The organism is Asanoa sp. NPDC050611 (assembly GCF_040654855.1).
Classification (GTDB): Bacteria; Actinomycetota; Actinomycetes; order Mycobacteriales; family Micromonosporaceae; genus Asanoa.
In genome coordinates this window covers 1-22,486 of record NZ_JBFAIU010000005.1, presented here as the reverse complement: position 1 = coordinate 22,486, position 22,486 = coordinate 1, and the positions used below count along the sequence as shown (strand labels likewise).

Genomic DNA, 22,486 nt, shown 5'->3' with positions numbered 1-22,486 from the left:
GGGCTCGCGACCGCGGCCCTTAGCCAAGCCCGCCATGGACGGTCTCGACCGCCATCAGGCTGGATTCCGAACGGGATCTCGGGACGACACCCGATGGCAGCTGAGCGTCATCGTTGCCCTCAGAGACAAGGTGAAGAAACCACGTCAGGGCGTCGCAAGCCGCCTCAGCAGCGCCTGCCTCCTCGATCAAATCGAGAGAGAACCACGGCACAAAGTCGATTTTTGCCGCCGGCATCGTCATGCCGTCAATCTTGTTGCAGCGTTGCCGGAACTCTTCCCGCAACTCGGGACGATCGAATGGCGGCCATTTCTTGAGTTGGTTGAATAGGACTTCGCCGTAATAGCTGCCCGGGTATATCACCCATGGTGCGACGGCGCGGCCCGCGTCCCAGCACAGATACACGTGGACCTCGTCGCCCGTTGCGTAACGAAGCTCGCCGCCGTGTTCCTGCCAGGTGGCGAGGACCTTACGAAGTTCTGGTGCCGCCTCGTCGGCGGGCTCGTCTGCGGTGAGGGCGTCCCAGAACGCCGCTTCTGCGTCTTCGTCACTCGCAACGGGCACCGGCGCCACATCGGTATCCATGCCAAGAGCGTCTGCGAGTTCGATCGGCCACATCTGTTGTTTTGGGTCGGCCTTGCCGTCGATGAAGGTGACGCCTTCGGCGGTGAGAACGTCGCGCGGGTCGTCCTTGCGGCCTGGTTCGGCCCACTTGAAGCCTGCCGCGATTGAGCCGTCGGCTCGCAGGACCCTCCAGCCGTTCCGAACTGCGTTGCTGCCGAGGTAGCGGCCAACGGCGACCTGAGAACTCCCGATCAACTCCGCGAGGTGGCTGTAGGACGTCCACGTTCCGGCTGGCAGCGCCGCCAAGGCCTGCCGAAGCATCCGCCACTTCGGACCCTCGACAGGTGGCTCCGCTGGTCGCGCGATTGGGCCTGGCCAAAGCTTGATGGCACGTGTGGCAAGGTCGTCAGCGCGGGCAAGTATCTGCGCAGGCCCCCAGGCCTCACTGTCAGCAATCCTGTGATTCATCGCGAGCCCGCTGTCGCGGAGTTGTGTGCGCTTCTGCGCGAAGGGCTTATTGCCAAGCTCGCCGTTGTAGCCGCTGAGGGTCAGGTTACCGAGCCCATGTACGAGTGCGGTGTGCGCGTCCTTAATCGACTGCCCCGCGGGTACAAGTTCCTCGAGGTCGCGCCGCCATGTCTGGCTCAGCGTCTGGGGCATGACGTGCTCGATTGTCAACTTTGCCCGAAGCCAGTCCACCGGCTCCTTGTGGTCGAAGCTCTCCTCGAGCCGGCGGAGCACGAACTGTCGTTGCGGTCCTCGACCTGCCCAGTAGAAGTTGCGTTCGCGGATCGCCTTGCGCAAGGTGTCATCGTCGGCCCAGTAGTGCCGCTCCTTGGATAGGTATGCGCGCAGCTTGTCGGCGATCGGACCTGTGGCTATCTCGGCTGGGGCGCCGTTGAGGACTCGATTGAGGTTGTTGGTTGCTACACCGCACACCATGCGCCGGACGAGAAAAGATTCCAGGATCGCAATGACCTCCACGACCTCTTCGTGACTCGCGGTGCCTTGATCCCGCCGATCTAGCGCGGACAGGAGCACTGGGTACGTCGTTGTCGCGTCCCAGGCGGCGAGTCGCCGGAGCCCGGCTCGTACATCTGGGTGATGCTCCTGCTTCGGACGTTGGATGACGTCGAGGAGGGCAGCGCGTCGAGCCAGCTCGGCAATCTCTTTCTCAATGCCGGCTTCGTCGCGGTTCGACTCCAGCGCTCGCAGACGGCTCTGCTGGGCCCGGTACACGTCGTCGCGGCGCACCGACGCCTGACCCCGCAGTACGAGGTCGAGCCAGCCGAGCAGTTCCAGCCCGGAGGACCCGAGGCGTTCCTGCATCGGAAGCCAGAGCTGCTCGTACACGGCATCGCCGCGGGTTGGCAAAAGCATGAATAGGTAGTTGCGCAGGAGGTCAGCTTGGTCGAGGCTCCGACCCGTGTTGTTCAGGGACTCAAAGATCCTGTGGGCGTTATCGTCTCGTCCGGCCGAGATCTCAACGATCTCCAGCCGACGCGTGATCGCCTTCTCGATGCGGTTGAGATCATAGGGATCTTCTGGATCGTCGTACTCCTCCAGCTTCTCCTGGAAGAAGCGGTAGGCCTCACCGATGTTTCCCGCACCGCCTGCTAGCGGTTCACCGCGTACACACGCGCGAAACTCGGCACGATCCAGCTGGGTGGGCAGTACCTTCAGTTCGCCGTCGCCTTGCTCGCGTCGGTTGATCAGGAAGTCCTCGTGGATGTATTGAGCGTGCCGCGCGTCCTGGATCCGAGCGCGGTCGCGAAGAGCACACAGCAAGAGGGACATGGTCGTTAAACGCTGCTGACCGTCAACGACGATCCACGCCTGGGAACCACTCGAGAAACCGGGCGCCGGCGCCAGTACAACCGAGCCGAGGAAGTGACCAGGGCCTTGATCGTTGTCCGCGATGGCGTCCGCCTGCTCGCAGATCGAACGCCAGAGCGGCGCCCATTCCTTCGGCGTCCAGCTATACGGCCGCTGGTAGAGCGGCACCCGAAACTGCTTGGCACCGCTGACCAGCTGTTCGAACGTCGTCTCCTGGGCCTTCACACCCAATCCCTTCGCTCACGATGGCAGACGCCTCGGTTACCGTCCATAAGAGAGGCGGTTCAGGTGAATGTCAGAACCATCATCCTGGCCAATCGCGGGAACATTGTCACTCCTTCCATCGTTCGTGCCGCGCCGGCGGACGGGCCCGCCGAGCGCAACCGCACGTTCATGTAGGCGCATGAGCACGACGAGCACACCCGATGGGGTTACCTGGCGGCGCTGGCCAACCAGAGGCCCGCACCGGAGGGCCCCGGTTCGGTCCCAGCGATCAGATTTCTCTGATGCGACGACGATGTGGACACGGCTCGCCACCGCGCATTCTGTCGTGCCGCAGGCCCCGGTGCGCGATAACTGTTGCGCCTGCGCCGGGCTGGGCCGTACCGTTTGATAGAGAGGAACCGATACCGGTCCTCTTCTCGTCGACTCATGTGGTCGGCTCGCCGCCTTCTCTCGCGGAGCCCACATCGCGGCCTCAAGGCCGAGGGCTGAGACCCCGCTCGCGGCCCTACCGAATTCAGCGTCCCACCCGCGTCGGCAGATTGCCGTCGCCCGGAATTACCTGCGCTGGCCACTGCGCCGCCGCGAGCGGCTGCGCTGTCGCGCCAGCCCGCGAGAGGAGCACTACCGCCCATGACCAACCGACTCAACGACCCCCAGCCGTCATCCGTCGATTCGTGGCTGACCGCGACCTTCCCACACCGGCACTGTCTACGGTCCGAGATCGCAGCGGAGTTGGGCGGCTGCGCGCCCTTGCCCGTTGACGCCCCGGACAAGTCATTCCTCGGCAACGTCGTAGAACACGCGATCGGCCTGAACCTGTGCGCCCGCGCCCCGTACGTGAGGCTGTTCAATTGCCTCAGTCACGACCAGGCGATACGACTGCTAAGCATGGCCGGATACGCACCCGGAACCCACGCCGCGGTAGCCGACTATGCCTCGTGGTGGCGCGGTGACTGCGGACCGCATCCGTCCCGGCTGTTTACGGTGGCCTGCCGGCTCGCCTACGTGCGGGATTTGCTGCATGGCCTCGACCATCGGCGATCCGATGCAAACGACGTGGCACGAATGCTTCTCGGACGACACCCCGGACTGCTCTGCGCCCGCCCGAGCGACGTATTCCACACCAGGCCAGCATTCCGCCACATGTGGGCGAGCTACACCAGCGGCTTCGAGGCCGACCTACGGTCGTACGGGCCTTCGGCCGCTCAGCTTCGATTGCTCGGAGGAAGCCGACACGCCGACTTCCTGCTTGGCACGACCCTCCTTGAGGTTAAGAGCGGTCGGCTCGATCAAGACCACTACCTGGACTCTTTGATCAACCAACTTCTGGTGTACGTCGTGCTCGCGCACAGCGACGGCCACTCGATCACCCACATGGCCGTTTACGCCGCGCGCTACCAGAGGTTGCTGCGCTTCCCTGTGTTGGAAACGCTCAACCGGCTCGCCGGATCGCCCGTCGATCTTGATGAGGCGGGCATTCGTCTCAGTGCTGTGGTACAGCCGAAGCCGGCACCCGAAGGCGCTGCCTGACGCTCGGAACGGGCCTATCGAGCGAGCACCAGCCGAGGACCGCAGATCCACACTGGATGAAAGACGAAAGGCACCTGACCCACATATTCGCAGGTCAAGTGCCTTTCGATCTTGCGCGCCCGAAGGGACTCGAACCCCTAACCTTCTGATCCGTAGTCAGATGCTCTATCCGTTGAGCTACGGGCGCAGGTGCCACGCCAGCATACACGCCGGGTTTGGCGCGGAGACTCCGGGATTCGAACCCGGGAGGGGCGGTTAACCCCAACCGCATTAGCAGTGCGGCGCCATAGACCAGACTAGGCGAAGTCTCCCCCGGTGATCTGCCTGCAGACCACCGCCGGTCGAGGATACAGGTCGCGTGGTGGACCGGGCAAAGCGACCTCCGACGGTCGATCGAGCAGACTTGCGGCTCTTGCAACGGGTGAACCCAGGGTCGCGGGACTACGCTGCCAAACCATGGGAACCGGTGGTACGGAGCCGGAGCAGCCGGCCGATGCACGCCAGCCGCGGTCGCGGCCGGCGAAGGCAACCTTCGCCGCGGCCGAACCGGCGGAAGATCGACGCGCCCCCCAGCCGCGAGCGGCGAAGATGCCGCCGGCGGTGCTCTTCCAACCTCCACCCGAGGTTGATCCGCGTTCTTCTTCGGCCGGTGCCGTGCCGCCGCGCAAGAGCGCGGAGAGCGATGCCGCCCAGCCGGTGACGGACGCCACACCTGGCAAGGCGGCTCCGCGGCCCCGGAAGAAGACCGGCGCGGAGCCAGCCGCGGCCACCGAACCGCCGCCCACCAAGGCGGCGCCGAAGAAGGCCACGCCGGCGAAACGGACGCCCGCCGCGCGGACCGGCAGCGACGAGCCGGACGCCGTGAAGGACCCGGCGCCCACCGACGCCAAGCCGGCCACGACCCCGCGCCCGCGCAAGAAGGCGATCTCTGCTGCGGCGGAGCCGGCGCCCGACGTGGCCGCCGGCCCCGCGAAGCGGGCGAAGAAGGCCGCGCCGAAGAAGGCGGCGCCCGCGGCCAAGAAGCGCGCGGACGAATCGGTCGACCAAAGCACCGAGACCTCCGAGGCCGCCCAACCGGCCCCAGCGACGCTCGACGCTGTGGTCGCCGACGCGCCCGTTGCCGCAACCGAGAAGGCTGCCGCACCGGGGCAGGTCGCGCCAACGGACGGGGCTGCGGCAACCGAGCCCTCGCCCGCTGGGCAGGTGGCCGTGGCTGCGGCTTCGGGGGAGGACGCCCCGACGGAGCAGGTGGCGGCGAGAAAGCATGCGGTCTCCGAGCGGTCGGCTGCGGCGCAACCGATCGCAGAAACGAAGCCGGTTGCGGCAGCGCAGCCGGTTGCCGGGACGGACTCGGCTGCGGCTACCGAGCCGGTCGCAGGTGCCAAGCAGGCTGCCGCGGCGAAGGGGGCCGCCGCCGTGCCGCCGGTTGCGGCGACGGACAGGGCTGCGCCAACGGACAAGGCTGCGCCGGCGAAGCCTGCGGCTTCTGCGCGGCCGACCGCGTCGCCGGTTGCGGCAGCGGGACCCGCGCCTTCTGAGCGCGCGGCCGCGGCGCGGCCGGATACGGCAACCGAACAGGTCGCCGCGACGGACCAGGCGACCCAGCCTGCGGCTTCCAAGCGGGTGGCCGCGGCGGCACCGGTTGCGGCGACGGACCAGGTTGCGGCGAAGGACGAGGCTGCGGCAACGAAGCCCGCGGCTGCTGGGCGGGCGGCTGCGGCGCCGCCGGTAGCGCCAACAGAGCCTGTGCCTTCCGAGCGGCCCGCGGCGGCGCACCCAGCAGCGGCACCGGAGCAGGTCGCCGCGACAGAGCAGGTTGCGGCTGCGAAGCACGCTGCCGCGGAAGAGCGGGTTGCGGCAACGAAGCCTGCGGCTTCTGAGCAGGTAGCCGCGGTTGCGGCCACCGACGAGGTTGCGGCGACAAAGCCAGCCACCGCGGACCCTGCGTCAGCCGCCGACCCGGTTGCCGCCGCGGAGCAACCGATGCGCGCGACCGAGCCGGCCCTGGCCGCCTCGACCTCTCCGGCCGGCAAGGCCGCCACCCCGGAGCCAGCCCCGGACGAGGCCGAGATCTCACGGTCCTCCCTGCGCCACCTTCCAGAGATCGCCGCCGTCGCGGCGGTCAAGCGCTTCACGCCAAAAGCCGAACAATGGGCAGCCGAACTCCGCGCCACCTACCCCGCCGCCACCCCAGACGGCCTGGCCCGGCTCGCCCAACGCCGATTCACCCGCAAATCCACCGCCACCGGCGCCGCGGCCAGCTTCGCCACCGGATGGTCCGCCGCGGCAGACCTGGCCGGGACCAACTGGGTCAACGCCGAACTCATCACCCACATCGCCGCCGCCTACGGCAAGCAGGCCACGGCGATCGACCTGCTCGTTCTCACCGGCGTACACCAGGATGACGAATCGGCCGAAGCGGCGATCGACGGGCGGCAAGGTCACAGCGCGAGCCGCGCACCGATCAACGCCGCCGGGACCGCGGCGACCTGGGCCGCGTTGAAGATCCTCACCAGGTGGTGGCCCGGCCTGGCCGCCGCCGGTGGTGCCGCCACCGCCAGCCTCAACACCGAGCGCGTGGCCGCGCGAGCGGTTCAGCGGTTCAGAGCCAGCTGAACCACTCGCGCGGCAGCAGCGCGTACCCCACGAAAGCCACCACATCCAACAGCGTGTGCGCCACCACCAGTGGCAGCACCCGCTTTGTTCGGATGAAGAACAGGGCGAACACCACGCCCATCACGGCGTTGCCGAGGAAGGCGCCGAAACCCTGATACAGGTGGTACGAGCCGCGGAGCACCGCCGACGCCGCGACCACCCAGCCCAGTTTCCAGCCGAGCTCGCGCAGCCGGGTGACCAGGTAACCGACCACGACGATCTCCTCCAGCACCGCGTTCTGCGCGGCGGACAAGATCAGAACCGGGACGGCCCACCACACCGGCGGCAGCGCGGCCGGCACCAGGTTCGCGTTGATGCCCAGGTAGGAAGCCGCCCAGACCAGGCCGAGCCCCGGCAGCCCGATCGCCGCCGCCAGCGCCACGCCCCAGCTGAAGTCGAACCAAGGGCGGCGAAGATCGAGGCCGAGCAACGAACGCGGCGACCGCAGCAGGTACAGCGCCAGGGCCACCGGCACCAGGGAGAAGAAGATCCCGAGCAGCTGGTACGTCAGATCCAGATAAGGCCGAGCTGACTGCGACGCGTTCAACGTCGCCGTCTGCTGCGACAGCGGCTGCGAAGCCGTGAGCCGCGCCACGATCGTGACCATCGAGTAGATCGCCGACTGGCCGAGCGACAACCCGAGCACGATCAGGATCTCGGGACGCAGCCGGGCGTCCGTGCGTACCGGCTGCTGCTCGAGATCGACAGTCACGCGCTAACTGTGCCGGATAAACCTGAGCGCGGGTACGAGGAGCCCTAAACCAGTGGCCCCTGGTCGGCGAACCATGCCTGGTCGACCCGCACCCGGACCCAGCATTCAGGCTGCGGACCAGGGCCAGGACCAGGGCCAGGGGCGGCCACGGGCGCGGCGGCGGTGCTGGCGACCTGCAGCGGACCGAACGACACCACCGACGCCCGCCCGGTCACATGCAGCCCCGTCCGCTCGTTCAGCAGGTCGAGCAGCAGCAACCGGACCGCGCCGGAGATCGGCGTGCGCCCGTACTCCGGCCAGGTGACCAACCGCCGCGACGGCACCTGGACGAAACCGACCGGCCCGCGCCGTGCGGTCCGCCCGCCGAGCGCCGCGGTCACGAAGATCATTTCTTGCCTGCGGATGAAATCGATCATGCGGTCGTCGAGCCGTTTCAGCTCGACGGTTGGCGGGTCCACCGGTACGGGACGTCCGACCGGCGCGGTCGACCGCCAACCGGCCGACCGCCGGCCGCGCCCGAACGAACCCGTTGGGGCAGGGATGACGGTGCGCTCCATGCGAACTCCAGAACCGAAAATGACCAGCCGGAACGCGCAGCGCCTTACCACACGCGGTTCAGCGTTCCACACGCGGAGATCGATTGACAGGGCCGGATCGCGTCCGTCGCACATTCTGTGCGATGGGGCTCGACGGAGAGTGCGCAGGCTGGTCAGACGTGCACAGCGCGACCACACACACCCTGATCAACCAGAGGCACGGCGGGCCGGGTGGAGGCCGAGGCGCGTCCGACAAGCGAAAAGGGCGTCAATGGGGAACCTTTCACGGCTGCTGAAGGAAAGCTGGACCCTCGTCGAGGAACAGCAGGACAAGGTCGCCGGATACTTCTACGCACGCATTTTCCTGTCCAACCCGCACTTGCGGAACCTGTTCCCGGTGACCATGGACGTGCAGCGCGCGCGGCTGCTCGGCGCCATCGTCAGCGCGGTGCAGACGCTCGACGACCCGGACCGGTTCGAGGAATACCTGCGCCAGCTCGGTCGCGATCACCGCAAGTTCCACGTGGAACCAGAGCACTACGAGGTGGTCGGCGAGGCGCTGCTCGAGGCGCTGCGCACCTTCGCGGGCGAGTCCTGGAGCATCGAGTACGACCAGGCCTGGGGCGACGCGTACAACGTGATCGCGAAGAAAATGATCGCCGGCGCGGAGGCCGACCCGAACCCGGCGTTCTGGCACGCCGAGGTCCTCACCCACGAACGCCGCGCCCGCGACATCGCCGTGATGACCTGCCGGCCGCTGCAGTACCCGCTGGAATACCGCGCCGGCCAGTACGTCAGCGTCGAGGCGCCGCGCTACCAGCCCAGGCTCTGGCGCACGTACTCCATGGCGAACGCCCCCAACAAGGAGGGCACGATCGAGTTCCACGTGCGCGCGCTGGGTGCCGGCTGGGTCTCGAGTGCGCTGGTTCGCCGGGTCCAGGTGGGCGACCTGCTCCGGGTGGCGGCGCCGATGGGCACGATGACCCTCGACCGCAAGTCGACCCGCGACGTGGTCTGCGTAGCCGGCGGCACGGGCCTGGCCCCGGTCAAGGCGCTGATCGAGGAGCTGACGCGCTACAACCGCACCCGCTGGGTGCACGTGTTCTTCGGCGCCAAGGACCGCGACGACCTATACGACCTGCCCGAACTCAACAAGCTGGCGGCGCGCTACCCGTGGCTGTCGGTGGTGCCGGCCTGCAGCGACGACCGCAACTTCGTCGGCGAGCAGGGCAACATCGGCGAGGTCGTGGCCCGCTACGGGCCCTGGGGCGACCACGACTTCTTCGTCTCGGGCTCGGCCTCGATGGTCAAGAACACGCTGCGCACACTGGCCGAGCTGAAGGTGCCGGCGGTCAGGATCAAGTACGACACCTTCGGCGATATCTAGACTGCTCGGGTCAGCCGGGGGCACGACCGCCGCTCCCGCCAGACAACGCTGCGCTTCGCTCCGCTGCCAGGTCCGCGGCTGGTCCCGCGAACCAACCGCCAACATCGCGCGAATCGAACATCAACTCGCCGCAGATCGAAAGTTCAGCCGTCGCAAATCGAAACCCGCGAGCTAGCATGAGGGCGTGCCGACACACCTGATCCCGCGCCGTGCCGCGGTGCAGGTGAGCGCCGCGCTCGCCGACACCCGCGTCGTGCTCATCACCGGGGCCCGCCAGGTCGGCAAGAGCACCCTCGTCCGTGTCGTCGCCCAAGATCGTCTCGCCGAGCGCCGTGACCTCGACCGGGCGCAGGACCGCGCCGCGGCCCTCGCCGATCCCGTGGGCTTCGTCGACACCGGCGAGCTGATGGCGATCGACGAGATCCAGCGGGCACCAGAGCTGCTCCTGGCCATCAAGGCGTCGGTCGACGAGGACCCACGCCCCGGCCGGTACCTGTTGACCGGATCGTCGCGACTGTTCGGGATGGTCGCCGCCCCCGACGCTCTGCCCGGCCGGATGGAGACCGTCGAGCTCTGGCCCTTCTCACAAGGCGAGCTCGACGACGAACCCGACGGCTTCATCGACGCCATCTTCGCGTCGGGACCCGAGCTGCGACACGAGTCCACGGTGACCCGCGCCGACTACGCCGCCCGGATCGTGCGCGGCGGGCTCCCCGAGGCCACGAGCCGCACCGACTCCCAGCGCCGCCAGCGCTTCCTCGACGGATACGTCCAGGCCCTCATCGACCGCGACGTCCGCCAGCTCTCCGACATCCACCGCAAGGCCGAACTGCGCAAGCTCGTCCGCCTGCTGGCCGCCAGATCCGCCACGGTGATCGCCGCGAACTCGCTCGAGTCCGAGCTCGGACTGAGCCGACCAACGATCGCTCGCTACATGCAGGCGCTCGAAGAGATCTTTCTCGTCAAGCGCGTTCCGGGATGGTCGCGCAACCTGGGCACCCGGGCCACGGCATCCCCGAAGCTGATCTTCGTCGACTCCGGCATCGCCGCGAACGAGCTGGCGATCGACGCCCGGTCGTTGCTCCGCCCGGGTGCGCCGTTCGGGCCGCTGCTCGAGTCCTTCGTCCTGTCCGAGCTGGCCCGCCAACTGACGTGGTGCCGCGCGGCAGCCGAGCTCTCGCACTACCGCGACCACAGCAAGTTCGAAGTTGACGGCGTGCTCGAAAACAGGTCCGGCAACGTGGTGGGCATCGAGGTGAAGGCGGCCTCGACCGTCGGACCGGACGACTTCCGCGGCCTACGCCGACTCGCGGACCGCCTCGGCGATGACTTCGTCGCCGGCGTCGTCCTCTACACCGGCACCGCGACGCTGCCGTTCGGCGACAAGCTCCGCGCCATGCCGGTCAGCGCCCTCTGGCAGACAGCCGCGAGCTAATAGCTCCAGGGCACCCCGGTCTCGCGGTACTCGCCGATCGGCACCAGCGCCGCACCCGGCGCCATCCGCTCGTCGTACAAGCGGCCCTCCAAATGATCGACCTCGTGCGCGACCAGCCGCGCCAGCCCTCGTTCGAAAGTCGTCACCAGCCGCTCGCCGGACCAGTCCGCGTGCTCCACCTGGATCCGCAACGACCGCGGCACGAGCCCGCGCACGTCGAAGAACGACAGACACCCCTCATACCGCTCGTCCGTACGCGGCGAAGCGTCCACGATCCGCGGGTTGACCAGCACCAACGGCTCAGCCGCCGGATCGGCCGGCCGGACTACGGCGATCGCCACGGCGAGCCCGATCTGCGGCGCCGCCAGGCCCACACCCTTGCTGAAGATGTGCATCTCCTCGATCCGCTCGAGCGCGGCGAACAGCCGGTCGACCACATCGCGCCCCGCGGCGGCGTCCTCCGGCAGCCGCAACGGCACCGCCGGATGCGCGAGCAGTGCGCTGCCCCGCTGCACCACGCCGACGGACCGCATCCGTTCGCTCGGCGTCCGCGGCGCGTGGCGCTGCGCGGGCACGACCGGTGGGGTGGCCGGCAGGGACGCCCGCCACCCGTTCGGCGCCTCCCGCAGCCCCCGGAACCGCCACTCCAGCCGGTAACGGGCGTTGAGCGTCGGCGAGTCGGTGGTCCACTCGAACCACGTGCGGTCACCCTCCGCCCGCCGCGCCACCGGCGTGCGCAACGGCGCCTCCTCGGCCGACAGCGACGTCTCCACGCCCCACACCTGCGCGTCCAGCTCGGTCGGGAAGTCGAGGCGCACGGTCAGCCGCCGCGTCGGCAGCCGGACGGCGCGCTGGAACCAACGACCCCATTTCTCCTGACCCACCGTGTACGCGTACTCGATGGTGACCCGCTCTCCGGGATAGAGCGGGAAGCGGCCGTTCGCGTTCTCGAAGAGCAACCAGACCTCTTTGAACGCGTCGCGGTCGTGCTTCTTGCGCCACTCCATCGGCTCGCGCGCCGGCGGGTCGTCGCACCAGGCGCGCAGATCGAGCTCGTCGAAGGTCAGCGGGTTGTCACGGTGGTGCTTGTTCGACAGCTCCGGGTCGTCGGGATAGCGGTCGACGGCGACCCGCACGAGGTAGCGGGTGACCGGCTCGGTCCCGGCGTTGTAGAGGGAGCGGCGGATCACGCAGCGGTACGCGTCGCCGACGAACGCGAGCGTGGCGACCTCCTGCTCGACGATGAGGCCGGTGCCAGGGGGCATCCATTGCTCGGGTACGGGCGGGTCGCGCTGCAACTGCCCGGCGGCGCCGCGGGCGTGGCGCAGGTCGTCGTAGTCCTGGAAGCGCAGCCAGATCGCCCCGCCGGCGCTGAGCACGGCCTCGGCGCGGCGGGCGAAGTCCTCGGTGGGGCGGTGGCGGCGACCCTCGACGTGGCTGACGTACGAGGGATCGAAGCCCATCTGCGTGGCGAGCTGTTTCTTCGTCAGGCCGCGTTCGACCCGCCAGCGCGACAGCTCGGCCGCGAACGTCTGGGCGGCGCGTTCTATCGGCGAGATTGGTGAGGTCGGCGACGGCGGGCTCGGCATCACGCATCCCTGTTGGGGCCGGACTCCCCTAGAGGCCCGGAAATCCAGTCTGCTGCGCAGGATCGCAACCCGACCAGAAGTGCCGCGTTACCGACAAATCACTTGACAATCGTCGCTCAGCGCGACTTAGTCGACACGCCGCGAAGCGCCGTCATCCGCCCAGATGAGGAGTAGCCCGCGCCGACCAGCGATTCTCTGGTTAGGCTAGCCTTAGCACGCTATGGTGTTCCGGCTGGCAATCGGAGTGGGTGAAGTTCTGTGACGGCACAGATGCGGACGGCGGTCCGGTCCCGGTGACGGCGACCATCGACTTCCGCGCGATGGCCGGCGCGCCCTTCGACCCGATCTCGGCCACCCTGCGCTCAATGTTCGGGACGGATGATCTCCCAGGCCTGACGCAGGGCCTGCTCGTCCACGACCCAGCGGGTTGGCTGCCGGCCTCGTCGCTGGCCGACGGCTCCCACCTCCCGCAACTGCTGGAGGCCGCGGGCCGCCGCTGGCGTGGTTCCCCCCACGCGGCCGCAGCGCTGGCGTGGAAGTCCTACAGCTACTGGCTGGCGTTGCCGGCGGTGCTGGGTTGGGCGTCGGCACGGCGGGTGCCGCTGCTGCGTTCGTCGGACGTCCTGGTCCACTTCGAGGACCACCGTCCGCTGCTGACGCTTGGTTACCGCCGTTCTATTGACGTGGCCGTGCTGCCGTCGGACCCGCTGGCCATCTCGGGCCTGCCCGAGGTCGTGGTGGTCCCGGACGAGGCGGCGCTGCTGGAGGCGTTCCGCACGTCGCTGCTGGACGAGCACGTGAACCCGATGCTGGAAGCGATCCACGCGGAGGTCCGGGTCGGGGCTCGGACGCTGATGGGTTCGGTTTCATCGGGCATGGCATACGGCCTGCTACGTGCGGCGGACTGGCTACCGGGTTCGACCCGAGACAACATCACAACGCTGCTGACTGCGCTGGAGTTGGACGACCTGATCGACCTGGTCGACGGCCCAGGAGGCCAACTGAACGTCCAGCGCAAAACCTGCTGCCTAGCCTTCACGCTCCCGCAACCAAAACTCTGCACCGGCTGCGTCCTCCGCCCGTCCTAAGTGCACGACTGACGGCCAGATCAGGCCGCCTGTGCGGCCGCGAAGACGATCACGACGGTAGACAGTCTCGTCGTCGGGACTAGGCTCAGACGCATGTCGCTTTCGGAGATTGATCTATCCGCGGTTACGGCGACGTTGGCCGAGTTTGACGAACTCGGTCGTGAGGCGTTCCTCGCGAGGTACGGGTTTGGCACGGCAACCACGTACGTCCTGCGCCACGAAGGTCGGTTCTACGACCCCAAGGCGGTAGCAGGCGTCGCGCACCGGTTCACCCCCGTGCCAAGCCCCTTCGAGCGAGTGAGTTCGACGCGACGCAGGGGATCGCCCAACTAGCGAAGCTTGGGCTCGAGGTGCTTCCCTTCCCCGGCTTGTGGTGGGCCAACCAGGGCGCGAGCTACAAGCCAGAGCGGGACGGGGGCTTCGTGTGGGCGCCGAAACAGACGAAGGCCGGTTATGGCGTCGCACATCACACCGACGTGCGCAAGCTCAGGGTGGGGCAACGGATCATCCACTACGAGAACGGCGCTGTCCGCGCGATCGGGACCGTCGCTGAGGCGCCCTACGAGGCTCCCCGACCGGAAGGCCTGAGCGGCGACGCTTGGGGCGAACAGGGCTACCTGTGCCCAGTCGACTACTACGAGCTGCCCAGGCCGATCCCGCGAATCGAGATCCCGAACCGCGATCCAGGCGTCGGGCCGTTCGATGTCCAAGGGAACGTCAAACAGGGCTATCTGTTCAAGATCACAGATGCCCATCTGTTCACCCTGCTGCGATTCCTCAACGAACGCATCCCGGAGCTGTTCACCGACATGGTCACGCATCCCCACCTAGCCGAGCCGGCCCCGGCGCCGGCTATGACGTCAGACCCGATATTCGAGGCGCTGCTGACCTTCAAGAATGTCGTCCTCGAAGGAGTGCCGGGCACGGGCAAGTCCTACACGATTGAACGAATTGCTCGAGAGTGGAGGGCGCGCACCGGGCGCGATCTGCTGACCTTCGATGATCAGCGTTACCGCGCCATCGTCCTCCATCCCAGCAGCTCGTATGAGGATTTTATCGAGGGCCTGCGGCCAGAGGCTGAAGCCTCCACCGCGAAGGCTTTCGACCAACCAGCGACTTCGACCGGCAAGTTCGGGCTCCAAGATGGATTCTTCGTCTCGGTCTGCGCCGCCGCCGTTGCTGCGCCAGACAAAGACGTTCTCGTCCTGCTCGACGAGCTCAACCGTTGCAACGTGCCGAGCGTCTTTGGCGACCTCCTACTAACGCTCGAAGCATCGAGGCGCGCTCGGTACAAGCACCGTGACATCAAGACACCGGCAACCGCGCAGGACTGGACGACGCCGACGCCGGCGCAACTGCCGTACTCGAGGCGCACCTTCTTTGTCCCAGACAACGTGTACGTCATAGCCACAACGAACACCACCGACCGGTCCGTCGCTCCGCTCGATTCGGCGCTGCGTCGACGGTTTGCTTTCCATCGCCTCGAGCCAACGATGCCCGACGTCGGCGACCTGCCTGCGACCGTGCCGGCGCCCGTGCGTGAGCTGTTCGGCACCTCTGCCGCCGTGCTCCACGACCTCAACGATCACGCGCTGCGGCCATGCCTCGGCCCGGATGGTGTCCTCGGCCACTCGTACCTCTACGCCGCGGCAACCATGCTGAAGGATGCAGTCGGTGTGGAGGAGGCGGTATTGCGGCTCAAGCTGCACTGGCAATACACGATTCTTCCCCAACTCATCGACTCCGTCCGCGCCTTCGGGGCCGAGAATCTGCTTGATCCCGTCACGCGAAGCGATTGGTTCGGGGAGCACGCCGATCTCCAGAAGGTAGCCCCCACGGCGTTGAACGCGTTGGCTCAACTCGACGACTTCCTGCATCAGTCGTTGGAGCTCCAGGTTGTGGTGGAGGGCACGGGCTTGGCGCGCGGCGCGCGCATCGCGGCACAACGAAGCCCCGCCGCGGCGACGCCAGACGAACCAACGATCGAGGAAGATAGCGCTGAACCGGACGAGGTCGCTTTCGCCGCCGCCAATCAGCAATGAGCCTCACGGTCGCAGCCGCTCGTCGTGGCACGCGAGTGGGTTTCGTCGCGGCGGGCGGGTCAAACCATCAGATCGTGATTACAGTGGCGCCAAAGCCGTGGCGGCCGGACGATCGCCGAGTGCTCGTCGTCGACGCTTGGGCATCTCGTCGTCATCACGATCTGGTGCTGTACGAGACGAATCGCCTCCATGTAACCGCTCGGGACCCCGAGAAGCTCGAGACCTTGAACCGGTGTCTGGGGGCGTCGCGGCGCGCGGACGCGGATGGCGCCCTCTGGGACAGCAGCTTGATCGCGCCTGACGTCGAGCCCTCGAAGCAGCACCTTTCAGCAGCCCGGACGCCCGCGGAGCAGGATCGAACCACCGTCGCCGGCTTGCTGGAGCTCTTCGAACGTTTGAACTTGCTAACTCCAGAGGTTCACGACCTGACCGGGATTCCACAACGCTCGCCGCTACACCGACCGTTGCTGTACCGCGGGCTGCTGGATGAAGTTCTGGCGAGGCTGAACTCGGCTCGGCGCGGGTACCGCCCAGTCGCCGTGATTCGGTCGTCGGTACGAGGTCGGATCCAGCCCGCCAGCGCGCTGCGTTATTCGGTCACGTCAGATCCGCGTCTCACCTGCCACTACGACGAGCTGACGGAGTCGACCGTCCTCCTCGGAGTCGTTTGCGCCGCGTTGGAATGGATCGCAGACGGCCGTGGCGTCAAGTCCTGTTTCCCAGGTAAGTACGCCGAGCCACAACTCCGCCATGACGCGGTCGCACTGCGCCGTGCACTGGCCGGCGTGACCGCGCTGCCACCTCGAGTTGCAGTCGTCGTCGGAGCGCGGCTACGCCTCGATCGGCTCGACCAGCCGTGGACGATCGCGCTCCACCAGAGTCTCGCTGTGTTGATGGAGAGCGAACATGCCCCCCAAAACACCGGCCCGCAGTTAATTCACCCTGTGGAACTGTCAATCCCAACAGATCAGCTGTGGGAACGGATTGTCCATCAAGTGCTTCTGCGTACCGGGTTCAATCCGGTCCTCAGCCCGCCCACTCAGCCCGTTGATCTTGTCGAGGACCCATGGCTGTCCGACCGGCCGACACGGGGGAAAAGTACTCGGCCGGACAACGTCGCGTGGCGCGGTCAGGACATGTGGGTAGTCGATGCCAAGTACAAGGACAGGGCATCCGGATCGTCGCCGGAGCGTGGCGACCAGTATCAGATGTTTGCCTACAGCCACCTCATAGCCCGGCCGGGCAACACTCTCCGCCGTGCGGTGCTCGTCTACCCGGGCGATGCGCCCGCTCGCAGTTGGCGCCGCGGCCGCGACGACTCGGAGACGCCACGCAGACTCATCGCCGCCCGCATTCCCTTTCCCACGGCGACGCAGGCGCGATCCTCGAACGAGTGGGAGAGGTACCTTAACGCGGCCGCAGACTCGTTCCGCGCCGCTGCGGACCTCACCGCTGTCTGATCAGCGGTCGCTTGGTGGTCGAGGGTCGACGAGGTCGACCAGCGGGGCCGTGGGCAACGCGATCCAGCCCTCGGAGGTCGCCGTCGTTCGTTGCTCAGGGGTTGGTTTGGTCGCGCGGCCGGTCGCTGCTGCTCGGGCGGCCAACGCCGCCACGACCGCGTCTAGGGCGTCATGACTGCGGCGCCAAAGCGCCTCGAACTCGCCCAGCGACAACCACGGCGCCGCGGCCAGCAGCGACGACACAAGATCCGACGCCAACCCCGCCCGTTTGTAGCCCCGGTGCGTCAGGCCCCAGCAGAACAGCGACGCCGCCGGATACACCTCCACCACTACGTCGTCGCCGGCGCGGGACAGAGGAACCCCCGACGGCGCCAGCAGTGGCAGAAGGCCCGCCGCCCGGAAGGCGGCGTGCCCGATCCGGTCCGCCGACACGCTCATCGGGATCAATCCCGTTGACGCGCGAACGACCTCGTCAGTCAGCCGGTACGCCAGCCGTCGTCGCCACGCCGAACCCTCGCCCGGCGGCGGTGGCGTCACCACCCCGTCGGCGTGCGCCGACACGAACGAGACGAAGGCGGCAGGCCAGCCCAACGGCGAGTCGATGCCCGCCTTGTCCGACCCACGGATCGCCGTCACGATCTCCGCGTCCGAGACCCCGACCGCGAGGGACGTCACCACAGCACGCCCAGGCGACCACGACACGACCGCCAAACCAGACCGCTCGTCCGCCGCGGCTAGATCCACCCCGACCGTGATCACGGCAGTGACGACAGGATCACGTCGCGGTGGCAGCGCGACTGGTCCGCCTCGAAGCAGAGCAGCGCCACCCGCTCTCGCGACGCCAGCTCGACCAAGGGCGTCAGCGACGGCATCAAGCCCGCATAAACCGCGCGCGAAGCGACGAGCTCGGCCGGAGAACCTCCGAAACCAGGCCGGTTCGACGGCGGATTCCCCAGCTCCGGCATGTGCGTGTAGCCGACGCCGACCGAAGACAAGGCCGCGGCCAGCGCTTTCTTGTTGAACGGGGGCTTTCGGGACCGGGCCGCGTAGCGGACGTCGACCACGTGTGACACGCCCAGCGCCGACACCCGGGCGAGGAACTCCGGCAGCGACAGGCCTTCGTACCCGATGCCAACAACCACGGCACCAACCATGCCACGGCCGGCCCCCGCAGCTCCGGGACGAGCTGCGGGGGCGGCCACCTACCCCCAGCGAAACGACCACACTTCCGAAGACAGGTACAACCGTGCCAGATCAGGGCGGACGCCCCCATCAGGAACAGGTGCCGCAAGCACGGCCGGACCGGCTTAACCACGCAGAGTGAAAACGCCAAGAATCCGACAGTGACTACGTGGAGAACGCCGCGAACAGGGGAAAGTGGCGCGGCATGAGGATCGGCATCGTGGGGTCAGGCAAAGTCGGCGGCGCGCTCACCGGGCGCTTCAGGGAACTCGGTCACGACGTTCTGGTGGCCAACCGGAGGGGGCCGGACTCGCTCCGGCCGCTCGCCGACCAGACCGGCGCACAGGCCTCGACCGTCCGGGACGCGGCCGAGCAGTCCGACATCGTCGTCCTGGCCATCCCGACCACAGCGGTCACGGAACTCCCGGTGCAGGCCTTCGACGGCAAGATCGTTGTCGACGCCATCAACTACTACCCGGAGCGCGACGGCGAGATCGAGTCGATCATGGACCGGGCGATCACCTCGAGCCGCTGGGTCGCCGACCATCTTCCGGGTGCCCGCCTGGTCAAGGCCTTCAACAACATCTCGGCCAGCCACCTCGGGCGCAACGGGAAGCCCAACGGCGAGACCGACCGCATCGCCCTGCCGATCGCCGGCGACGACACCGCCGCCAAGGAGGTCGTCGAGAAACTCGTCGACGCGCTCGGGTTCGACCCGGTCGACGCGGGATCACTCGACGCGAGCTGGCGCCAGCAGCCGGGCACCCCGGTCTACCTGACCGACCTCGACGCCTCGACGCTGCGGACCAGGCTCACCGCTTGAGCCCCACCGCCGCGTACCCGGCCAGCCGCATCGACTGGTCCGTGTCCGGGTCGGGCTGCCAGTGCGTCATGTCGACCACGCCGGGCGGCAACAGCTCCAGACCGGCGAACAAGGACGTCACCTCGGCACGCGTACGCATCGTCATCGGCAACGCCGTACGCCGGTAAAGCTGTCGGTGTGTCGCCGCCCGTTCCGGCTGCGCGTCCGCGGTCGCGTGGGTGACCGCGAACATGCTCCCGGACGCCAGGCCGTCGCGGTACGCGGCCACGATCCCAGCGGGGTCGGCCGCGTCGTCGACGAAGTGGAGCACCGCCACCAGCAGCACACCGACGGGCGCCGAAAGGTCCAAGCCGGACGCGGCGAGCACCGCGGCGGGGTCACGCAGGTCGCCCTGCAACACCGTGACCAACGGATTGTCGGCGAGCAGGGCCCGGCCGTGCGCCACCGCGACCGGATCGATGTCCACACACACCACCCGCGACGACGGCGCCGTCTCCGGCACGCTCCCCGCGGTCGGCAACCCCGCGCCCAGGTCGAGGAACTGCTGGACGCCGCACCGCACCATGAACCGCACCGCGCGCCGGAGGAAGGCGCGGTTCGCCCGCATGAGCGCCGGCAGTTCCGGCCAGTCCGCGATCGCCTGCTCCGCCATGGCACGATCGGCGGCGAAGTTGTGCGCCCCGCCCAGGTAATAGTCGTACACCCGAGCCGCATTCGGCTTGTCGCGGTCGATCTCGTCGGGTGACCAGGACGAATTACCCTGCGCCACGATCTACTCCCTCTAAACCGGCCAATCGGGAAGATCGTTCCACCCTATCGCCGGCCCGGGCATAACAAGCGCCAAGCGGTATTCCGCTGTGCGGGGGACACCCGCCGTTGGCCCAGCGGACAGCTTCACGTCAACGCCGGCCATTAGGCAGATCAAGTCCGCTACCCAGGGAGTTTCAGCATGCCCGTTCCACGCGCGACCGGCCGGCTCGTCCGCACGGCCATGGTCGCCGGCCTCATAACCGTTCCGGCGATGATCGGGCAGGCGGCGGTCGCCGCGGCACCGACCGCCAAGGACCCCGGCTTCGCCCGGCTCGCCACCGTGCCGGTCTACCTCAACAGCGCCGAGGACCAGGAGACCGTCGCGGAGATCAGCGCGGTCAGCACCGACGGCAAGACGGTCATCTCCACCGACAGCCCTGGTGAGCGCCTCGGCTTCCTCGACATCTCCGACCCGGCCAAGCCGAAGCCGCTGGGCACGTTCGCGCTGCGCGGCGAGCCCACCTCGGTGGCCGTGTTCCAAGACTTCGTGCTCGCGGTCGTCAACACCAGCGAGGACTTCGTCAACACCTCCGGCGAGCTCGTGGTCATCGACCTCAAGACCCGCACGGAGGTCACGAAGTACGACCTCGGCGGCCAGCCCGACTCCATCGCGGTCGCGCCCAGCGGCAAGTACGCCGCCATCGCGATCGAGAACGAGCGCGACGAGGACGTCAACGACGGCGAGATCCCGCAGCAGCCGGCCGGCTTCCTCCAGGTCGTCGACCTCGGGAACGACGTGACCAAGTGGAAGCTGCACAAGGTCGCGCTGAAGGGCCTGGCCAAGGTCGCACCGAACGACCCCGAGCCGGAGTACGTGTCGATCAACGGCAGGAACGAAGCCGTCGTCACGCTCCAGGAGAACAACCACATCGCGATCGTCAACTTGCGCAGCCGCAAGGTCGTTCGGGACTTCAGCGCCGGCCAGGTCAAGCTGAAGGGCATCGACAAGACCGAGGACGGCACGATCGCGCAGACCGAGAACCTCACGGTCGCCCGCGAGCCCGACGGCGTCACGTGGATCGACGACAACACGTTCGCCACCGCCAACGAGGGTGACTACGTCGGCGGCTCCCGCGGCTTCACCGTGTGGAACAGCAACGGCAAGGTCGTCTACGACGCCGGCAACTCGTTCGACCGGCTCGCGGCCGCGCACGGCCTCTACCCGGAGAGCCGCTCCGACGCCAAGGGCACGGAGCCCGAGGGGGTCGCGTTCGGCCGGTTCGGCGGCAAGCCGGTGCTGTTCGTCAACTCGGAGCGGGGCAACTTCGTCGCCGCGTACGACGTGAGCAAGCCGAAGAACCCCGAGTTCCTGCAGATCATGCCGACCACGAACGGCCCCGAGGGCGTCACCACGGTGCCGTCGCGGAACCTGCTCGTGGTGTCCAGCGAGGAGGACCTGCCCGACGACGGCATCCGCGCGTCGGTCACGATCTTCCAGTACGGCGACAAGAAGGGCGCGTTCCCGACGATCCGTTCGGCGTACGAGCCGGGCCAGGCTCAGGCCCCCATCTCCTGGGGCGCGCTGTCCGCCCTGAGCCCCGTGCCGGGCAAGCCCGACCAGCTCGTGTCGATCACCGACAGCGTCTACACCCCGACCCGCCTGCTGACCATCGACACGGCGCAGGAGCCGGCGCTGGTCAAGAGCGAGCTGACCGTCACGCTGGACGGCAAGCCGATCGGCTACGACGCCGAGGGTGTGGCGGCCCGCCCGGACGGCGGCTACTGGGTCGCGGTCGAGGGCGACGGCACCGCCGAGAAGCCGAACCTGATCGTCCGGCTGAACGACAAGGGCGCCGTGCAGGAGGAGATCACGCTGCCGGCCGACGTCGCGGCCAACGTCACCAGCAACGGCTTCGAGGGCATCGCGGCGACCGGCGAGGGCGCCGGCGAGCAGGTCTGGGTCGCGGTCCAGCGCGAGCTCAAGGGCGACCCGAAGGGCACCGTCCGGATCGGCCGCTACTCGGTCGCCGACAACAAGTGGGCGTGGTTGGGCTACCAGCTCGACGCGGCCCCGGCCGGCGCCTGGATCGGCCTGTCCGAGCTGGTCGCCGTCGACAACGACACCTTCGCGGTGATCGAGCGCGACAACCAGCGCGGCCTCAGGGCCACGGTCAAGAAGGTCTACACGTTCGACGTGCCCGCCGACTTCGGCACCGCGGCGCTGCCGACGGCGAAGAAGACCCTGGCGGTCGACCTGCTGCCGCTCCTCAAGGCCGACAACGGCTGGGTGCAGGACAAGGTCGAGGGCCTCGGCATCGCGGGCAACGGCCAGGTCTTCGCGGTCACGGACAACGACGGCGTCGAGGACGCGACCGGCGAGACGGTCTTCATGCGCCTCGGCGCGGCGGACAAGGTGTTCAACCACGAGGGCGGCAACGGCAACGGCGGCACCGGCGGTGTCGGCGGCGGCGAGGGCGACGGCGGCGGCCTGCCGGTGACCGGCGCCCCGGCACTGCTGATCGGCGGCATCGGCGCGCTCGTGGTCGCGGCCGGCGCGCTGCTGTTCGTGCGGGCCCGCAAGGCGAAGCTCCGCTTCACCGCGTAACACCGGATAGGGGAGGAGCCCGCACCGTCGACGACGGTGCGGGCTCCTTTTGTCTGCTCGGGTCCGCCG

16 protein-coding genes and 2 tRNA genes are annotated in these 22,486 nt (G+C 68.1%); 9 read left to right on the top strand and 9 right to left on the bottom strand.

Going from position 1 to position 22,486, the window contains the following annotated elements:
* Positions 1-19: 19 nt before the first annotated feature.
* A complete protein-coding gene (locus AB0H87_RS01575) occupies positions 20-2,623 on the bottom strand; it encodes a DUF262 domain-containing protein (RefSeq protein WP_360137812.1) in 2,604 nt (867 codons plus the stop codon).
* Positions 2,624-3,253: 630 nt separating this feature from the next.
* Here AB0H87_RS01575 and AB0H87_RS01570 point away from each other — a divergent pair.
* Entirely contained in the window at positions 3,254-4,153 is a 900-nt protein-coding gene (locus tag AB0H87_RS01570) for a hypothetical protein (RefSeq protein ID WP_360137809.1), read from the top strand.
* Positions 4,154-4,267: 114 nt separating this feature from the next.
* Here AB0H87_RS01570 and AB0H87_RS01565 read toward each other — a convergent pair.
* Together AB0H87_RS01565 and AB0H87_RS01560 are read right to left on the bottom strand one after the other, a co-directional pair.
* A tRNA-Arg gene (locus tag AB0H87_RS01565) sits at positions 4,268-4,340 on the bottom strand.
* Between the two features lie 34 nt (positions 4,341-4,374).
* Positions 4,375-4,464 (bottom strand) — tRNA-Ser (locus AB0H87_RS01560).
* Between the two features lie 145 nt (positions 4,465-4,609).
* Between AB0H87_RS01560 and AB0H87_RS01555 the strand changes: the two genes are divergently transcribed.
* Complete coding sequence (locus AB0H87_RS01555) at positions 4,610-6,769, top strand: hypothetical protein (protein ID WP_360137805.1); 2,160 nt, start codon at positions 4,610-4,612, stop codon at positions 6,767-6,769.
* On the opposite strand, the gene AB0H87_RS01550 is transcribed toward AB0H87_RS01555, so the two are convergent.
* Positions 6,756-7,520, bottom strand: a complete 765-nt coding sequence (locus AB0H87_RS01550; RefSeq protein ID WP_360137802.1) for a CPBP family intramembrane glutamic endopeptidase — start codon at positions 7,518-7,520, stop codon at positions 6,756-6,758. The genes AB0H87_RS01555 and AB0H87_RS01550 overlap by 14 nt on opposite strands.
* Positions 7,521-7,564: 44 nt before the next feature.
* Positions 7,565-8,149: a hypothetical protein gene (locus AB0H87_RS01545; RefSeq protein ID WP_360137799.1), complete on the bottom strand. Its 585-nt coding sequence runs from the start codon at positions 8,147-8,149 to the stop codon at positions 7,565-7,567.
* 178 nt (positions 8,150-8,327) lie between these two features.
* Here AB0H87_RS01545 and AB0H87_RS01540 point away from each other — a divergent pair, with 178 nt between their 5' ends.
* Together AB0H87_RS01540 and AB0H87_RS01535 are read left to right on the top strand one after the other, a co-directional pair.
* A complete protein-coding gene (locus tag AB0H87_RS01540; protein WP_360137796.1) occupies positions 8,328-9,443 on the top strand; it encodes a globin domain-containing protein in 1,116 nt (371 codons plus the stop codon).
* Between the two features lie 184 nt (positions 9,444-9,627).
* On the top strand, positions 9,628-10,878 hold the full coding sequence (locus AB0H87_RS01535) for an ATP-binding protein (protein WP_360137793.1): 1,251 nt from the start codon (positions 9,628-9,630) through the stop codon (positions 10,876-10,878).
* Here the strand turns inward: AB0H87_RS01535 and AB0H87_RS01530 are convergent.
* Positions 10,875-12,467 (bottom strand): peptide deformylase, encoded by a 1,593-nt coding sequence (locus tag AB0H87_RS01530; protein ID WP_360137790.1) that lies wholly within the window; start codon positions 12,465-12,467, stop codon positions 10,875-10,877. The genes AB0H87_RS01535 and AB0H87_RS01530 overlap by 4 nt on opposite strands.
* Positions 12,468-12,787: 320 nt before the next feature.
* Between AB0H87_RS01530 and AB0H87_RS01525 the strand changes: the two genes are divergently transcribed.
* The 3 genes from AB0H87_RS01525 (at position 12,788) to AB0H87_RS01515 (ending at position 17,057) form a co-directional block, all read left to right on the top strand.
* Positions 12,788-13,555, top strand: a complete 768-nt coding sequence (locus AB0H87_RS01525; RefSeq protein WP_360137947.1) for a (2Fe-2S)-binding protein — start codon at positions 12,788-12,790, stop codon at positions 13,553-13,555.
* Positions 13,556-13,905: 350 nt separating this feature from the next.
* Positions 13,906-15,597, top strand: coding sequence for an AAA family ATPase (locus tag AB0H87_RS01520; protein WP_360137787.1), 1,692 nt, complete (start codon positions 13,906-13,908; stop codon positions 15,595-15,597).
* A 119-nt stretch (positions 15,598-15,716) separates the two neighbouring features.
* Positions 15,717-17,057, top strand: a complete 1,341-nt coding sequence (locus tag AB0H87_RS01515) for a hypothetical protein (protein ID WP_360137784.1) — start codon at positions 15,717-15,719, stop codon at positions 17,055-17,057.
* On the opposite strand, the gene AB0H87_RS01510 is transcribed toward AB0H87_RS01515, so the two are convergent.
* Positions 17,058-17,801: a DUF429 domain-containing protein gene (locus tag AB0H87_RS01510; RefSeq protein WP_360137944.1), complete on the bottom strand. Its 744-nt coding sequence runs from the start codon at positions 17,799-17,801 to the stop codon at positions 17,058-17,060. It lies immediately after the preceding gene.
* A gap of 11 nt (positions 17,802-17,812) precedes the next feature.
* Entirely contained in the window at positions 17,813-18,199 is a 387-nt protein-coding gene (locus AB0H87_RS01505; protein WP_360137781.1) for a DUF488 domain-containing protein, read from the bottom strand.
* Between the two features lie 209 nt (positions 18,200-18,408).
* On the opposite strand from AB0H87_RS01505, the gene AB0H87_RS01500 reads away from it, so the two are divergent.
* Entirely contained in the window at positions 18,409-19,062 is a 654-nt protein-coding gene (locus AB0H87_RS01500; protein WP_360137778.1) for an NADPH-dependent F420 reductase, read from the top strand.
* Here the strand turns inward: AB0H87_RS01500 and AB0H87_RS01495 are convergent.
* Positions 19,052-19,831 (bottom strand): SAM-dependent methyltransferase, encoded by a 780-nt coding sequence (locus AB0H87_RS01495; protein WP_360137775.1) that lies wholly within the window; start codon positions 19,829-19,831, stop codon positions 19,052-19,054. The genes AB0H87_RS01500 and AB0H87_RS01495 overlap by 11 nt on opposite strands.
* 180 nt (positions 19,832-20,011) lie before the next feature.
* Here AB0H87_RS01495 and AB0H87_RS01490 point away from each other — a divergent pair, with 180 nt between their 5' ends.
* Positions 20,012-22,417: an esterase-like activity of phytase family protein gene (locus AB0H87_RS01490; protein ID WP_360137773.1), complete on the top strand. Its 2,406-nt coding sequence runs from the start codon at positions 20,012-20,014 to the stop codon at positions 22,415-22,417.
* Positions 22,418-22,486: the final 69 nt, after the last annotated feature.

Excerpts from the sequence above, each read along its gene's own strand:
- AB0H87_RS01570 (WP_360137809.1), top strand. The coding sequence starts at position 3,254 with ATGACCAACCGACTCAACGACCCCCAGCCGTCATCCGTCGATTCGTGG.
- AB0H87_RS01555 (WP_360137805.1), top strand. The coding sequence starts at position 4,610 with ATGGGAACCGGTGGTACGGAGCCGGAGCAGCCGGCCGATGCACGCCAG.
- AB0H87_RS01540 (WP_360137796.1), top strand. The coding sequence starts at position 8,328 with ATGGGGAACCTTTCACGGCTGCTGAAGGAAAGCTGGACCCTCGTCGAG.
- AB0H87_RS01530 (WP_360137790.1), bottom strand. The coding sequence starts at position 12,467 with ATGCCGAGCCCGCCGTCGCCGACCTCACCAATCTCGCCGATAGAACGC.
- AB0H87_RS01525 (WP_360137947.1), top strand. The coding sequence starts at position 12,788 with ATGGCCGGCGCGCCCTTCGACCCGATCTCGGCCACCCTGCGCTCAATG.
- AB0H87_RS01490 (WP_360137773.1), top strand. The coding sequence starts at position 20,012 with ATGCCCGTTCCACGCGCGACCGGCCGGCTCGTCCGCACGGCCATGGTC.